Raw genomic sequence first — 14,780 nt, forward strand, 5'->3', positions numbered from 1 at the left:
TCATAGCGACAACTCCAGCCCCGATGCAGCGGCCAGGCTGTCGTTCGACACGCAGGTGGCAGCGCGCCTAAGATCAGGCGCAAGATACCGGTCCTGTTGCAGGCTTGGCACCGCGCTGCGCAGGCTTTCCATCACCGCCTGCAAGGGCCGCGAGGTCACCAACGGCGCCCGCTGTTCGATGCCCTGCGCCGCGCACATCGCCTCGACGCCCAGGATCACCGACAGGTTGGCCGTCATCCGGGCGAGTCGCCGTGCGCCGTGGGCGGCCATGCTGACATGATCTTCCTGGTTGGCCGAGGTCGGTGTGCTGTCGGTGGAACAAGGGTTCGCCAGGTGCTTGTTCTCGCTCATGAGCGCGGCAGTGGTCACTTCGGCGATCATCAGGCCCGAGTTCAGCCCCGGTTCGGGTGTCAGGAAAGGTGGCAGGTCGAAAGACAGCGTGGGGTCGACCATAAGGGCGACGCGGCGCTGTGCGATGGCGCCGATCTCGGCCACAGCCATCGCGACCTGGTCGGCCGCAAAGGCAACGGGTTCGGCATGGAAATTCCCGCCTGACAGGATCTCGCCCGTTTCGGTGATCACCAGCGGGTTGTCGGTGACGGCGTTCGCCTCGATCTCCAGCGTGCGCCCTGCAAAGCGCAACAGGTCGATTGCCGCACCCGTGACCTGCGGCTGGCAGCGGATGCAATACGGGTCTTGCACCCGGCTGTCGCCATCGCGGTGGCTTTCGCGGATCTCGCTGCCCTTCAGCATCCGGGCCATGGCGGTTGCCACGTCGATCTGGCCCTGGTGTCCGCGCAGGGCGTGAATGGCCGGGTTCAAGGGCGCGGTCGAACCCATGATGGCATCGGTGGACAGGGCCGAGGTGACAACTGACGCACGCGCCGCACGCCACGCCTCGAACAGGCCGGCCAGCGCACAGGCGGTGGAAAACTGTGTGCCGTTGATCAGCGCCAGCCCTTCCTTGGGGCCCAGCACAACGGGCGCAAGACCCGCGGCTTTCAGTGCCGCGCCGCCATCCATCGTCTTGCCGTCAAACGTGGCTTCGCCCTCGCCGATCATCACCGCGGCCATATGGGCCAGCGGTGCCAGGTCGCCGGAGGCGCCAACCGAACCCTGTGTGGGGATAACCGGCAATACGCCGCACGTCAGCATCGTCTCGATCAGCGCGCAAATCTCCCATCGCACGCCTGAGGCGCCGCGCCCCAGCGACAGCAGCTTGAGCGCCATCATCAGCCGCACCGTGGCAGGCTCCAACGCGTCGCCGACGCCGCAACAATGCGACAATATCAGGTTGCGTTGCAGGGTCGTGGTATCCTCGGGCGCGATACGAACCGAGGCCAGTTTGCCAAAGCCGGTATTGACGCCATAGACCGGCGCATTGCCATTCGCCGCTTGCGCAATGAGCCCGGCCGAATTGTCGATGCCCTCGCGCGCCGACGGGTCAAGCGCAACAGGTCCATCACCGCGCCAGACCGCTTCGAGGGTGGGCAGGGTCGTGCTGCCGGGGGTCAGGGTATGGGTCAAGCGACACCTCCGAAAATACGGCTATGAAGGGGGTTGATGCCGATACCGTAAGACAGTTCCGCCGGGTCCGAGATATCCCAGATCGCAAGGTCTGCCCGCATTCCCGGTGCGATGGAGCCACAATCGGCCAGCCCAAGGGCGCGCGCCGCGTTGCGGGTGGTGCCGGCCAAAGCCTCGGCCGGTGTCATGCGAAACAGCGTGCAGGCCATGTTCATTGCAAGCAACAGCGAACCCAGGGGCGACGAGCCGGGGTTCCAATCCGTGCCAACGGCCATCGGCACGCCATGCTCGCGGAATGCCTGAACAGGCGGGGCCTGTGTTTCGTGGATGGTATAGAACGCGCCGGGCAGCAGAACGGCCACGGTGCCCGCGGCGGCAAGGGCGGCCGCGTCGCTTTCGGTTGCGTATTCGACATGATCGGCCGACAGCGCGGCATATTTCGCGGCCAGTTCGGTGCCGCCGATATGGCTGAGTTGTTCAGCGTGCAGCTTGACGGGCAGGCCAAGCGCGCGCGCCTTGTCGAAAACGCGTGCAATCTGGGCCGTGTCAAAGGCGATTCCCTCGCAGAACCCGTCAACCGCGTCGACCAGCCCCTCGGCGTGGGCGGCCTCCAGTGTCGGCAGGCACACCGTGTCTATATATGTATCGGCGTCGGCCCCGGCGGGCACTGCATGTGCGCCCAGAAAGCTGGTGACCACGCGAACGGGCCGGTGTTGGCCAAGGGCACGCGCAACACGCAGCATCTTCAACTCGGTGTCGCGATCCAGCCCATAGCCCGATTTGACCTCGATCACCGATACGCCTTGCGCGATCAACGCATCGGCCCGGGGCAGGGCGCTTGCCAACAAATCGGTCTCGCTTGCGCCGCGTGTTGCTGAAACGGTCGAGACGATTCCCCCCCCGGCGCGGGCCACCTCTTCATAGCTGGCCCCGTTAAGGCGCATCTCGAATTCCCGCGCACGGTTGCCACCATGCACGATATGCGTGTGGCAATCGATCAGGCCGGGGGTGACCACGCGCCCTGCAAGGTCTTTCCGCTCAAGACTGGTGAATTCGGGGGGCAGATCCGCCGCCGCGCCCACCCATGATATCTTGTCGTCTTCGATGACGATGGCCGCGTTTTCGACGAGCCCATAATTACCAACGGTTTCTTCCATGGTGGCGGCCGTTGCCCCGGAAATCACGTAGCGCTGTGCCATCACATACCCTTGAATTATTTCGTGCTTAAATTTAATATGTAGTTACATATAGTTGTCAATGGAGTTGTTGACGTGCAGGTTATTCAAGCGAAGCAAGCTCTTACTCCTGGTGGCTGGCAATCGGACGTGGAGGTGGTGATCGGGGAAAATGGTCGAATCGAGTCGGTCGGCTCTGCCTCGCAAACCCCGACCCATCGCGCCGCGTTGCTGCTGCCCGCACCGCTGAACTTGCACAGCCATGCCTTTCAGCGCGCGATGGCGGGCCTGACAGAGGCGCGCGGCCCCGACCCGAGCGACAGCTTCTGGAGTTGGCGTCGCCTGATGTACACGTTTCTCGACCAGCTGACGCCGGATGATGTCGAAGCGATCGCCGGGCTGGTCTTCATGGAGATGCTCGAAGCCGGCTATGGCGCGGTCGCCGAGTTCCATTACCTGCACCATGACGTGGGCGGCGTGCCCTATGCCAATCTTGCCGAGATGTCCGAGCGTATCGTGGCGGCCTCGGAAAATGCCGGGATCGGCCTGACCCTGTTGCCGGTGCACTACCAGTTCGGCGGTTGCGACCTGCGCCCGCTGAACGGGGGGCAGCAACGGTTCGGCAATGGGCCCGACCAGTTCCTGCGTCTTCACGCCGACGCAGCCGCCGCCGTGGCCCGCGGGCCTGCGGATTTTGTAATCGGCGTTGCGCCCCATTCCCTTCGGGCGGTGGATTCAGAGGGCCTGCGCCATGTGCTTGAGCAAGCGCGCACCGGCCCGATCCACATGCACCTTGCCGAACAGGTGGCCGAGGTAGACGAAGTGCTGGCCCACATGGGCGCGCGGCCGACGGAATGGTTGTTGGCCAACCACGCGGTCGACGAAAGGTGGTGCCTGATTCACTGTACCCAGATGACTGATGCCGAGACGAAAGACCTCGCCCGTTCCGGTGCCGTTGCGGGGCTGTGCCCGATCACGGAATCAAGCCTTGGCGACGGGATATTCAACGGTACGACCTATCTGGGTGCGGGGGGCACGATCGGGTTCGGATCTGATTCCAATATCCACATCGCGCTTTTCGACGAGCTGAAGACGCTGGAATATTCCCAGCGTTTACGTGACAGGTCGCGGGCGGCGCTGGCGACGCCTGACCGTTCAACCGGGCGGGTTCTGTTCGAGGCGGCTGCGAACGGCGGCGCGCAAGCCGGTGGTCGCGATACCGGCCGGATCGAGATTGGCGCGCTGGCGGACCTGATCGGACTGGATGATGACAACGAGTGGCTGTGCAACCGGCAGGGTGATGCGTTGCTTGACAGCCTGATCTTTGGCGGCGGCGGCGGGGCCTGTATCCGTGATGTCTGGAGCGCGGGGCGGCATGTCGTCAGGCAAGGTCGCCATTTCCGGCGTGACGCTATAATTTCCAGCTACAAGGCGACAATGCAGCGACTGGAGACCGATATTTGAACCTGGACACGCGCCATTCATGGACCGACGTTCGTGACAAGATCCGCGCCCGCATCCTGGACAGGACTTATGCGCCGGGCGACAAGCTGCCGCGAGACGAGGATATCGCCCGCGAATTTGGCTGCGCCCGCACAACGGTGCATCGTGCGATGCAGGACCTGTCTCTTGCCGGATTGGTCGAGCGCAAGCGCAAGGGCGGTACCCATGTCCGGGCCGATCCGGTCACCCGCGCCACTTTCGACATTCCGATCACACGGCGCGAAGTGGAACAAAAGGGGGCCAAGTACAATTACCAGCTTATCAGCCGTGAGATCGAGCAAAGCCCGATCGCCATCATGGCGCGTTTCGGGATTCAAAGCGCGGTTGAGATGCTTCACGTAAAGGCGCTGCACCTTGCCGATAACTGCCCCTATATTTTCGAGGATCGCTGGATCGACATACAGTCGATGCCCGAGGTGCTCGATGTTGACCTGACCGGCCAAAGCGCGAATGAGTGGCTGGTCCACAACAAGCCCTACAGCCGCGTCGAGGTCAGCTTCTCGGCCATGAATGCCGAGGGCGAAAATGCCCAGCACCTGTCGGCACCCGTGGGCAGTGCCCTGTTCGTGATCGAACGTACGACATGGATCGGCACGGCGCCGATCACAACGGTGCAGGCGGCGGCCGCACCGGGCTATCGGTTGACAGCCCGGAACTGAAAGCGGCGTGCCGGCACGGCACAAATGATGCACGCGGCAATCCGGCGCGGGCCCTGCGCCGGCGCTTATCGCGCGGGCGGCACGAAATGCGCCAGGTTCGCGCCCATCGCGCCCTTGGTCTTTTTCAGCTCTTCCCGGGCAATGACCTTCAGATGCACCTCGTCTGGCCCGTCGAGGAATCGCATCGCTCGGCCCCAGGTCCACAGGTAACTCAGCGGGGTGTCGGGCGTGATGCCCGCAGCGCCAAAAACCTGCATCGCGCGGTCAACGACCGTGGTTTGCAGCCGCGCGGCCATGACCTTGATCGCCGAGACATCGACCCGCGCGGCGCGTGCCCCCTCTTGATCCATGCGCCAGGCTGTTTGCAACATCAACAGTCGTGCGGCGTCAATCTCGATCCGCGACTGGGCGATCCAGTCCTGGATATTGGCATTGTCGGCCAGTGCCTTGCCGAAGGTGCTGCGCTCAAGCGCGCGTTCGCACATCAGTTCCAGCGCCAGTTCGCATTGGCCGATGGTGCGCATGCAATGATGGATGCGGCCCGGCCCCAGCCGTGCCTGTGCCAGCATGAAGCCGTCGCCCTCGTTGCCAAGCATGGCATCGACGGGCACGCGCACGTCGCGCATCAGGATTTCGCAATGCCCCTCGGGGGCATGGTGGTGCATGATCGGCACGTCGCGCACCACCTCGAATCCGGGCGTGTCCATCGGTACCAGGATGAACGAGTGCTTGCGGTGGCGGTCGGCCTCGGGCGAGGGGTCGGAGACGCCGAAAACGATGCAGAGGTTGGCATTGGGGTGCTTGGCGCCGGTCGAAAACCACTTGCGCCCGTTGATCACGTATTCATCGCCTTCGCGCTTTATGGTTGTAGCCAGATTCGTCAGGTCGGATGAGGCCGCGTCGGGCTCGGTCAGGCCCACGACCGAGCGCAGTTCGCCGCGCAACAATGGGTCAAGGTACTTTTCCTTCTGCTCGGGCGTGCCGAACTGCATCAGGATTTCCATGTTGCCGGTGTCGGGTGCGTTGCAGTTGAATACCTCGGGGCTCCACGGCACGCGGCCCATTTCCTCGGCCAGCGGCGCGTATTCCAGGTTGGTCAGCCGCGTGCCGGGGTGGTCGTCTTCCAGTTCTGGGGTGAACATGTTCCATAGGCCGGCCTCGAATGCCTTGGCCTTCAGCGGCTCGATCACCTCGGTCGGGTAGGCGCCGGTATGAGCGATCTCGTGAAAGCGGCGGTTCGCGGGCAGCACGTTATCGGCCATGAACGTCTTGAGAGAGGCCAGCATCTGTTTGCTTTTGTCGGAATAGGCGAAATCCATTTGCTCGTTCCTTGTCAGGCTGTGTTGAGTGTGTCGGTTGAAAGCCGTGCCTCGGCAAGGCGGGCGAAATCGGGGGCCAGTGCGCCCACGGCGCGGGCATCGGCACTGGTGGCCTGGCCAGTCGCGGCGCGTGCGGCGATCCCTTCGCAAATGATCGCCATTCGAAACAGCGCGAAGGCGCGATGAAACGGGCGCAACGGCGCATCGCAACCGCCCGCCGCGCGGTAGGTTTCAAGGAAAGCGCCGTTGTCGGGAAGGCCCAGCCGCGACAGGTCAAGCCCGGCCAGCCCCCCCATCTGGTTAGGTCGCAGGTCGTAGAACATGCCCCAATGCGCCAAGTCGGCCAGCGGGTCGCCAAGGGTCGACAATTCCCAATCCAGCACGCCGGTTATGCGGGCCGGATCATCGGCAACGATCAGGTTGCCGATGCGATAATCGCCATGCACCAGGGTGGTCGGGCTTTCAGGAGGAATATTGCCGGCGAACCAGTCGGCCAGCGTGTCGATGCGGGCATCTGTGCGATGCTCCAGCGCCTGCCACTGGCTGCGCCAGCGCGCCACTTGCCGCGCGTAATAGCCCGAGTTGCGCCCGTAATCGGCAAGCCCGACGGCCGTCACGTCGACCCGGTGCAGCCGGGCCAATACGCTCGCGGCCTGCAGGTGCACGTCGCGGCGGGCATCGGGCAACAGGTGAGGCAGGGCGGTGTCATCCGATACCCGGCCCGGCAAGCGCTCCATCAGGTAAAAGGGCGTGCCTATCAGCGAGGGGTCAGGCTCGTAATGCACGGGGCGTGGCAAGGGCAGGCCGCTGTCCTGTAACGCCACCAACACGCGGTATTCGCGGTCGATCGCATGTGCGCTGGACAAGGTCGCGCCCCGGGGCTTTTTCCGCAGGACCAACCGCTCGCCTTGCGTGGTGACGAACCAGGTAGGATTCGACTGCCCGTTTCCCACGGGGTCGATCTGAACCGGTCCTCCCAGAATCGGTTCCAGCGCCGCTGGGTCAAAATCGGGGCGTTGTTGTGATGGCCGTTTATCGGGTGTCATGCGGTTGCGCCATTTGCGCCCCTTGAATGTCATATTGTCCGACACTAAGGGGTAAGCCTCGGCTTGGGTGTGGTCAATCCCCTTATCAGTGACGTGCCGCGTGAACAGGTGCAGAAACCCGTATATATCAGGCGAAAATATGCTGCAATGCAGCGTCCATTGGGCTGGCAGACAGGTGTTGACAGGTCAGGTGAATCACGATCAACCTGCGTTAATGTCGGACGTTAGCAGAGGAACGGATGCTCATGCGCCTTATTGGCACCACCTATTGGCAGGCGCTTGCGGGGGCTGGGAAAGGCGCATGAGCCTGACGCCCCGACCCATCAACGTGACCTTTGCCTATCAGCAGGTCGCCGAAGAGATCGAGTCGCAAATACTGCGTGGCGAGTTGAAGCCGGGTGACCAGTTGCCGGGCGAGACCGAACTGGCGCAGTTGTTCGGTGTGACCCGGTCCACGGTGCGCGAAGGGTTGCGGCATCTGGAAAGCGACGGGCTGGTACATCGCCCCTCGCCCCGCCGGCTCGAGGTGACCGTGCCGCAGGCCGATCAGCTTACAACCCGTGCCGGCCGTGCCATGGCACTGATGAAGGTCACTTTTCGTGAGCTGTGGGAGGTCACGATGGTGACCGAGCCGCTGGCCGCCCGCATCGCCGCAGAGCGCGCCAGCGCGGACGAGATCGAGATGCTGCAGGGTCTTCATTCCGACCTGGTTGGCGCCGAGGGGCAGATGGCCCGCACGATCGAGTTGGACGAGGCGTTTCATACCCGTATCGGCGAGATGGGGCGCAACCGGGTGCTGGGGCTTGCGCGCGAGCCGATATCGCTTTTGCTGTTTCGCGGCTTCGCGCAGATCGCCCCCTATGCCACGCAGTTCTACAAGCGCCAGATCGAAGCGCATTCAAACATCATCGCCGCCATGCGCGACCGAGATTGTGACCGGGCCGAGAAATGGGCGCGGATGCATATCGAGGACTTTTGGCGCGGCGCGCAGATTGCCGGGCTCGAGGATGCCGTGGCATTGAATCCGCGCGCATTGTCATAAGGGATGTACATGCAATACCACCACATCACCACCGATCTGGCGGATGGCGTCATGACCCTGACGCTGAACCGACCCGAGCGTCTGAACGCCTTTACCCAGGCGATGCTGGACGAAATGATCGCCACCTTTGACGCGGCCGACGCCGATGACGACGTGCGCGCCATTATCCTCACCGGTGCCGGGCGCGGTTTCTGTGCGGGCGTCGACCTGGACGACCCCAACGCATTTACCGCGGCAAAGGTCGACCCGAAGACGCGGGATGCGGCTACCTGGAACGATCCGGCCAATCGCGACATGGGCGGGGTTCTGGCATTGCGCATCTTCAACTGCCTGAAGCCGGTTATCGCGGCGGTGAATGGCCCCGCCGTGGGCATCGGGGCCACGATGCAATTGCCGATGGATATTCGCATTGCGTCTGAAACCGCGCGGTTCGGGTTCGTTTTCGCGCGGCGCGGTATCGTGCCCGAGGCGGCTTCAAGCTGGTTCCTGCCGCGTCTGGTTGGTATGAGCCAGGCGTTGGAATGGTGTTATTCGGGCCGTGTCTTCGGTGCTGACGAGGCCCATGCCGGCGGGTTGGTCCGCTCGGTTCATGCGCCGGATGACCTTTTGCCAGCGGCCCGCGCCATCGCGCAAGAGATCGCCGACAATACCGCGCCGGTATCCATCGCGCTGACGCGGCAGATGATGTGGCGCATGGCCGGGGCCGATCACCCGATGCAGGCGCACCGTATAGACAGTCGCGCCATCGCCGCGCGCAGTTCCATGGCGGACGCCGACGAAGGCGTGGCAAGTTTCCTGGAAAAACGCGCACCGGCCTTTCCCGACAGGGTGTCGCGCGACATGCCCGGTTTCTACCCCTGGTGGACCGAGCCCGGCTGGCTGGACGAGGAGGAAAAATGAGCGACACGATCCTGATCGAACGCGCGGGTGCGGTGACCACCCTGCGCCTGAACGACCCGGCAACGATGAATGCGATGACGCCACAGATGGCGCACGATCTGCACGATGCGTTGAAAGACGCCGTTGCGGCCGGTGCGCGCGCCATCATTCTGGCCGGCAGCGAACGCGCCTTTTCCACAGGCGCCAACCTGAAGGCCGCGATGCCGAAGGATATCACTGGTTTCGACGTCGGTGAGACGCTGGAAAACGACTATAACCCGCTGATGCGCACGATCCGCGATTTGCCGGTGCCGCTGATCTCGGCGGTGCGCGGGGCTGCGGCGGGCGTGGGCGCGTCGCTGGCGTTGGTCTGCGACGTGATCGTGGCTGGCAAAAGCGCCTATTTCCTCGAAGCGTTCGCGCGTATCGGCCTTGTGCCCGATGGCGGCGCGACATGGCTTTTGACGCGCGCGGTGGGGCGCGTGCGGGCAATGGAAATGATGCTGCTTGCTGAAAAGATCCCCGCGCCACAGGCGCATGACTGGGGGCTGATCACCCGCCTGGCCGAAGATGACGCGGTGGAAGATACCGCGCAGGCGCTTGCCGAAAAGCTGGCGGATGGCCCGGCGCGGGCGCATGCGCTGATTCGGCAGGCGGCCTGGGCCGCGGTAGATGCAGATTTCGATACGGCCCTGCAAACCGAACGGCATTTGCAGAAACAGGCGGGCGAGACGCTGGATTTCGCCGAAGGGCTGGCCGCGTTCCACGAAAAGCGCGCGCCCCGGTTCAACGGATGAAGACCCGTCCGCCGGAAGGGCGGGCGGTTTTGCGACGCCTCGTCACACTTGGCGAGGTCACAAATAAATAACATGGTCCAAACGGGAGGAACCAAAACCATGAAAAACACGATGAAAGCCCTTTTTGCGGGCGTATCCATGCTGGCCGTCACTGGTGGCGCGCAGGCGGCTGATCTCAGCTTCGCGGGCGGCTGGCCGCCCAACTCGGCGCCGACCGCCAAGATCGAGGACTACGCCAAAGCCGTCGAGGAATACAGCAACGGCGAAGTCAGCGTGCGGGTGTTTCCGCTGTCGCTGCTGAGCTTTGGCGAAATCAACGCCGGCCTGCGGGATGGTATCGCCGACGTGGCGGGCAACCTGCTGGCATATTTCCCGGCGGAATACCCGACGCTGAACATGCTGGCCGAATTCTCGGAACTGGTCGAGCTGGAAGAGTTTTCCGGAGAACTGAGCAGCCTGGCCTTTACCGGCGCCATCATGGATTACGTGATGAACGACTGCCCCGCCTGCATTGACGAGATGTCGGCGCAGAACCAGGTGTACCTGGGCGCGTCTTCGACCACGTCCTATGCGTTGCAATGCGCGGTGCCGCTGAGCTCGGTCGGCGACCTGGAAGGCAAGCGTTTGCGCGCCGCGGGTGCCTACTGGGCGCGCTGGGCGGAATCGGTTGGCGCCGTGCCGGTCTCGATGTCGGTCAACGAAACGCTCGAAGGCCTGAGCCAGGGCGTGGTCGACTGCACCATGTCGAACACCGCCGACTTCGTGAACTTCGGCTTCATCGACGTGGTCGATTATGTCTACATCGGCGCGCCGGGTGCCCAGTTCAACGTGCCCTTCACGATGAACAAGGACAGCTGGAACGGCCTGTCGGACGACAACAAGCAGGCGATGCTGCGTGCCCACGCCAAGTTGGCTGCCGATATTGCCTGGGTCTATATTGAGGAAGGCCGCGCCGGTCGTGAGCGCGCCCCGGGCGAGGGTATCGAATACGGCGCCGCGCCCGATGATATCGTGGCGATGAACCGTGAATTCATCCAGGAAGACAAGGATGCCATCGCCGAGATCTACAACGAGCGTTTCGGCATCGAAAGCGGTGCCGAGGCTGCAGCCGCCCTGACCGAAAGCCTGGGCAAGTGGACCGAGCTGACAAAGGATGTCAGCAGCGGCGAGGAACTGGCCGAAATCTACTGGAACGAGATCTTTTCGAAGATCGACGTTGCCAGCTACGGCCAGTAAGCGACGGTTGACCTGACCCAAGGCCGGGTGCCGCCTGAGCGCGGTGCCCGGCTCTCACGACGAACGGAGGCTTTCCCATGTTCATGATCGGCAGGGCGCTATCGTTTCTATGCAGGTCCGCATCGTTCATCGGGGCGATTTGTGTTGTATTGATGATGTTGCATGTCACCGCCGACGTGCTGGGCCGCTACCTGTTCAATGCGCCATTGCCCGGCACGATCGTTGTGGTGGCCAATTATTACATGATCATTCTGGTCTTCATCGCCCTTGGCGTGGCCGAGGAAAAACGCGCCCATATCTCGGTCGAGTTCCTGACCGACCTGATGTCGGAACGGCCGCGTGCGGCGTTTTCCGTTCTTGCCAGCGCGTTGACGATCGCTGTGACCGTAATTCTTATGATCGCTGGCTGGAGCGAAGCGATGAAGAAAACCCGTGGCGGTGCCACGATGGAACAGGGCAGCCAGATGATCGAGATCTGGCAAAGCTACTGGTTGATCCCGTTGGGTGCGGCGCTGATGGCGCTGATCGCGGCCTACCGCGTGATCGCCACAATCACCGGCGCGAAAAGCGGCCTTAGCGAAACCGATGCAGATGTGAAGTTCATAAATGACTGATGTCGGAGTTGGCCTGACCGGCCTTGCCACCCTCATTGCCCTGATCGCGGTGCGCGTGCCCATTGGCATCGCCCTGATAGCGGTGTCTTTCACCGGGCTTTACGTGCTGATGGGGCCACGCGTGGCCTGGGGCTCGATGAGCATTATCCCTTACAAGTTCACCTCGAGCTGGATCCTCAGTTCGATCCCGATGTTCCTGTTCCTGGGCTTTATCAGCTATCACACCCAGCTGACCCGGGGCATGTTCAACGCGGCGCGCATCTGGCTGGCCAGCCTTCCGGGTGGTCTGGCCATCGCGTCCATTTTCGGCTCGGCGGGGTTCGCCGCCGTATCGGGGTCGTCCATCGCGTGCTCGGCGGCGATGGGGCGTATCGCCATCCCCGAGATGATGAAACACAGATATCACCCGGAACTGGCCACCGGTACGGTGGCCGTGGCGGGCACGATCGGCGCGCTTATCCCGCCCTCGATCATCCTGATCCTTTACGGGGTGATCGCGCAGATTTCGATTTCAGCACTGTTCCTGGGCGGTATCGTCGCCGGCCTGATGACGGCGGTTGGCTATACGCTGGTGGTGCTTCTGCGGGTGTGGCTCAATCCTGACCTGGCGCCCGAGCGCGACGCCAGCGTGACGATGCGCGAAAAGCTGTTGGCGTTGCGCGAGACCTGGCCGATCCTGTTGATCATGATTGGAATCTTCGGCGGGTTGTTCGGCGGCGTGTTCACACCCACCGAGGCGGGCGCGGTTGGCGCGTCGCTGGCCTGCCTGGTGGCCATCATCAGCGGGCAGATGACGCTTGACCGTTTTCTGACCGCCGCACGCGAAACCCTGATGACCACTGCCGCGCTGTTGATCATCGCCATCGGTGCCAGCCTGCTGACGCGATTCCTGGCGCTGTCGGGGGCCGGCGATTACCTGTCGGGGGGAATCCTTTCGATTGCTTCCAGCCCCGTGCTTCTGATGATCGGTATCGTCTGCGTCTACCTGTTGATGGGCATGTTCCTTGAGCCCATCGGTGCCATGCTGCTGACGTTGCCCATCATCCTGCCGGTGGTCGACGCATCGGGGTGGAGCCTGTTGTGGTTCGGTATCGTCCTGACCAAGCTGCTGGAGATCGGGATGATCACACCCCCCATCGGCATGAACGTTTTTGTCATCAAAAGCGTTGTGGGCGACCTCGTTAAAACCTCGGCCATTTTCCGTGGCGTGGCCTGGTTCATCGTGATGGACCTGGTTCTCGTCGCGATCCTGTGTGCCTTTCCGGGGCTGGTGCTTTGGTTGCCGAACCTCGCAGGTTGATCCGAAAGGCCCGGCGCCGGGATGCGCCGGGCATCCAAAAGCAAGACAAGGGGCATGAACCATGCAAACCGACCAACTGATCCGTCGCGCCCGTGGACAACAACTGGCCGACATGCTGCGCCGCTCGGCAGGGCGTTTTCCCGACAAGGTGGCGCTGGTTTTCCGCGACCGGACCGATACATTCGTGCAGCTTGATGCGGCGGTGAACCGTGCCGCCAACGCGCTGTCGGCGCGCGGCGTCGTCAAGGGCGACCGCGTCGCGGTTTTCACGCATAACAACCGCACCTTCGTTGTGTTGCGCTATGCGCTGGCGCGGCTGGGCGCGGTGACGACTCCGGTGAACTTCATGCTGACGGCGCCCGACGTGGCTTACATCATGGACCATTCCGGCGCGAAGATGATGATAGCCGAGGATGCGTTGTGCGAAACCGCCGATGCCGCGCTTTCCGAGATCGGACAGCCGGACATGCCGCGTTTCGCGATCCCCCATGCGGGTGTCACCCCGCCCGAGGGCTGGCTGCCCGTCTCGGACATCCTGGACCATGATGACGCGAGCGAAGTCTGGCATGACGTCCATGCCGACGACCCGATCCAGATGATGTATACCAGTGGCACGGAGAGCCGGCCCAAGGGGGCATTGCTGACCTCGGGCGCGCTTTACGCGCAGTATTCAAGCTGCATCATCGACGGCGAGATGGGTGAGGATGCGGTGTCGCTGCACTGCCTGCCGCTGTTTCATTGCGCGCAGCTGGATTGTTTCCTGAGCCCCGATCTGTATCTGGGCGTCACCTCGATCCTGCATGACAAGGCCGACCCGGCCGAAATGCTGGAAGCGATCGAGAGACACGGCGTGACCAAGCTTTTCTGTCCGCCGACGATCTGGATCGCGTTGCTGCGCCACCCCGATTTCGACAAGCGCGACCTGAGCAGCCTGTCGCAAGGCTATTACGGCGCGTCGATCATGCCCACCGCGGTGATCGAAGAGTTGTCGGAACGACTGCCAAACATGCGGCTGTTCAATTTCTATGGCCAGACGGAAATGGCGCCGCTCGCGACGATCCTGAAACCGCATGACCAGTTGCGCAAGCTGGGTTCCGCCGGGCGCCCGTCGCTGAACGTGGAAACGCGTGTGGTGGATGACGATGACAACCCTGTGCCCGTGGGCGAAGTGGGCGAGATCGTGCATCGCAGCCCGCACCTGATCACCGAGTATTACAACGACCCCGACAAGACGGCCGAGGCGTTTCGCAACGGCTGGTTCCACAGTGGCGACTTGGGCCGCTTCGACGAGGATGGATACCTGTACGTGGTCGACCGCAAGAAAGACATGATCAAGACCGGCGGTGAAAACGTAGCCAGCCGAGAGGTGGAAGAGGCGATCTTTCGTCATCCCGACGTGGCCGAGGTGGCCGTGTTCGGCGTGCCGCACCCGAAATGGATCGAGGCGGTGACCGCCGTCGTGGTGCCCAAGGCCGGCAAGGATGTCACGCCTGAGGTTCTGATGGAATATTGCCGCGAAGCGCTGGCCCACTTCAAGGCACCCAAGCATGTCGAGGTAACCGACGCGCTGCCCAAGAATGCCAGCGGCAAGATCCTGAAACGCGATCTGCGCATTACATATGCGCAAATCTACGCCGACGAGTAAGAAAAGAGCCCGGCCCGGAACCTTGTATGCGGGCCGGG

13 protein-coding genes are annotated in these 14,780 nt (G+C 63.0%); 9 read left to right on the forward strand and 4 right to left on the reverse strand.

The window, feature by feature from the left end:
• Together hutH and hutI are read right to left on the reverse strand one after the other, a co-directional pair.
• A complete protein-coding gene (gene hutH / locus M8744_RS14555) occupies positions 1-1,527 on the reverse strand; it encodes a histidine ammonia-lyase (RefSeq protein WP_251419049.1) in 1,527 nt (508 codons plus the stop codon).
• Entirely contained in the window at positions 1,524-2,684 is a 1,161-nt protein-coding gene (gene hutI, locus M8744_RS14560; RefSeq protein WP_434481376.1) for an imidazolonepropionase, read from the reverse strand. The genes hutH and hutI overlap by 4 nt, the downstream gene beginning before the upstream one ends.
• 114 nt (positions 2,685-2,798) lie before the next feature.
• Between hutI and M8744_RS14565 the strand changes: the two genes are divergently transcribed.
• Positions 2,799-4,166 carry a formimidoylglutamate deiminase gene (locus M8744_RS14565; protein ID WP_251419053.1) on the forward strand — a complete coding sequence of 456 codons (1,368 nt, stop codon included), beginning with the start codon at positions 2,799-2,801 and terminating at the stop codon, positions 4,164-4,166.
• Positions 4,163-4,864, forward strand: coding sequence for a histidine utilization transcriptional repressor HutC (gene hutC / locus M8744_RS14570; RefSeq protein WP_251419055.1), 702 nt, complete (start codon positions 4,163-4,165; stop codon positions 4,862-4,864). Before M8744_RS14565 ends, hutC begins: the two co-directional genes overlap by 4 nt.
• 65 nt (positions 4,865-4,929) lie before the next feature.
• Here the strand turns inward: hutC and M8744_RS14575 are convergent, their stop codons facing one another.
• Positions 4,930-6,183, reverse strand: a complete 1,254-nt coding sequence (locus tag M8744_RS14575; protein WP_251419057.1) for an acyl-CoA dehydrogenase family protein — start codon at positions 6,181-6,183, stop codon at positions 4,930-4,932.
• Between the two features lie 14 nt (positions 6,184-6,197).
• The gene (locus M8744_RS14580) at positions 6,198-7,274 is read right to left on the reverse strand and encodes a phosphotransferase family protein (RefSeq protein ID WP_251419059.1); all 1,077 of its coding nucleotides are present in this window, start codon (positions 7,272-7,274) and stop codon (positions 6,198-6,200) included.
• Between the two features lie 256 nt (positions 7,275-7,530).
• Here M8744_RS14580 and M8744_RS14585 point away from each other — a divergent pair, with 256 nt between their 5' ends.
• The 7 genes from M8744_RS14585 (at position 7,531) to M8744_RS14615 (ending at position 14,742) form a co-directional block, all read left to right on the forward strand.
• Positions 7,531-8,271, forward strand: a complete 741-nt coding sequence (locus M8744_RS14585; RefSeq protein WP_251419061.1) for a FadR/GntR family transcriptional regulator — start codon at positions 7,531-7,533, stop codon at positions 8,269-8,271.
• Between the two features lie 9 nt (positions 8,272-8,280).
• The gene (locus M8744_RS14590) at positions 8,281-9,171 is read left to right on the forward strand and encodes a crotonase/enoyl-CoA hydratase family protein (protein WP_251419063.1); all 891 of its coding nucleotides are present in this window, start codon (positions 8,281-8,283) and stop codon (positions 9,169-9,171) included.
• Positions 9,168-9,947: an enoyl-CoA hydratase-related protein gene (locus M8744_RS14595; protein WP_251419065.1), complete on the forward strand. Its 780-nt coding sequence runs from the start codon at positions 9,168-9,170 to the stop codon at positions 9,945-9,947. The genes M8744_RS14590 and M8744_RS14595 overlap by 4 nt, the downstream gene beginning before the upstream one ends.
• A 99-nt stretch (positions 9,948-10,046) precedes the next feature.
• Positions 10,047-11,183, forward strand: coding sequence for a C4-dicarboxylate TRAP transporter substrate-binding protein (locus M8744_RS14600; RefSeq protein ID WP_251419067.1), 1,137 nt, complete (start codon positions 10,047-10,049; stop codon positions 11,181-11,183).
• Between the two features lie 152 nt (positions 11,184-11,335).
• Positions 11,336-11,797, forward strand: a complete 462-nt coding sequence (locus M8744_RS14605; RefSeq protein ID WP_251419069.1) for a TRAP transporter small permease — start codon at positions 11,336-11,338, stop codon at positions 11,795-11,797.
• A complete protein-coding gene (locus M8744_RS14610) occupies positions 11,790-13,097 on the forward strand; it encodes a TRAP transporter large permease (RefSeq protein WP_251419071.1) in 1,308 nt (435 codons plus the stop codon). The genes M8744_RS14605 and M8744_RS14610 overlap by 8 nt, the downstream gene beginning before the upstream one ends.
• 61 nt (positions 13,098-13,158) lie before the next feature.
• Complete coding sequence (locus tag M8744_RS14615) at positions 13,159-14,742, forward strand: acyl-CoA synthetase (protein ID WP_251419073.1); 1,584 nt, start codon at positions 13,159-13,161, stop codon at positions 14,740-14,742.
• Positions 14,743-14,780 lie beyond the last annotated feature (38 nt).

The sequence above is a fragment of the Lutimaribacter degradans genome (assembly GCF_023703375.1).
GTDB lineage: Bacteria > Pseudomonadota > Alphaproteobacteria > Rhodobacterales > Rhodobacteraceae > Lutimaribacter > Lutimaribacter degradans.

What these genes read in the sequence shown, in the direction of transcription:
- hutI (WP_434481376.1), bottom strand. Translation starts at nt 2,684, where the DNA reads ATGGAAGAAACCGTTGGTAATTATGGGCTCGTCGAAAACGCGGCCATC.
- M8744_RS14575 (WP_251419057.1), bottom strand. Translation starts at nt 6,183, where the DNA reads ATGGATTTCGCCTATTCCGACAAAAGCAAACAGATGCTGGCCTCTCTC.
- M8744_RS14585 (WP_251419061.1), top strand. Translation starts at nt 7,531, where the DNA reads ATGAGCCTGACGCCCCGACCCATCAACGTGACCTTTGCCTATCAGCAG.
- M8744_RS14590 (WP_251419063.1), top strand. Translation starts at nt 8,281, where the DNA reads ATGCAATACCACCACATCACCACCGATCTGGCGGATGGCGTCATGACC.
- M8744_RS14595 (WP_251419065.1), top strand. Translation starts at nt 9,168, where the DNA reads ATGAGCGACACGATCCTGATCGAACGCGCGGGTGCGGTGACCACCCTG.
- M8744_RS14600 (WP_251419067.1), top strand. Translation starts at nt 10,047, where the DNA reads ATGAAAAACACGATGAAAGCCCTTTTTGCGGGCGTATCCATGCTGGCC.
- M8744_RS14605 (WP_251419069.1), top strand. Translation starts at nt 11,336, where the DNA reads ATGATGTTGCATGTCACCGCCGACGTGCTGGGCCGCTACCTGTTCAAT.
- M8744_RS14610 (WP_251419071.1), top strand. Translation starts at nt 11,790, where the DNA reads ATGACTGATGTCGGAGTTGGCCTGACCGGCCTTGCCACCCTCATTGCC.
- M8744_RS14615 (WP_251419073.1), top strand. Translation starts at nt 13,159, where the DNA reads ATGCAAACCGACCAACTGATCCGTCGCGCCCGTGGACAACAACTGGCC.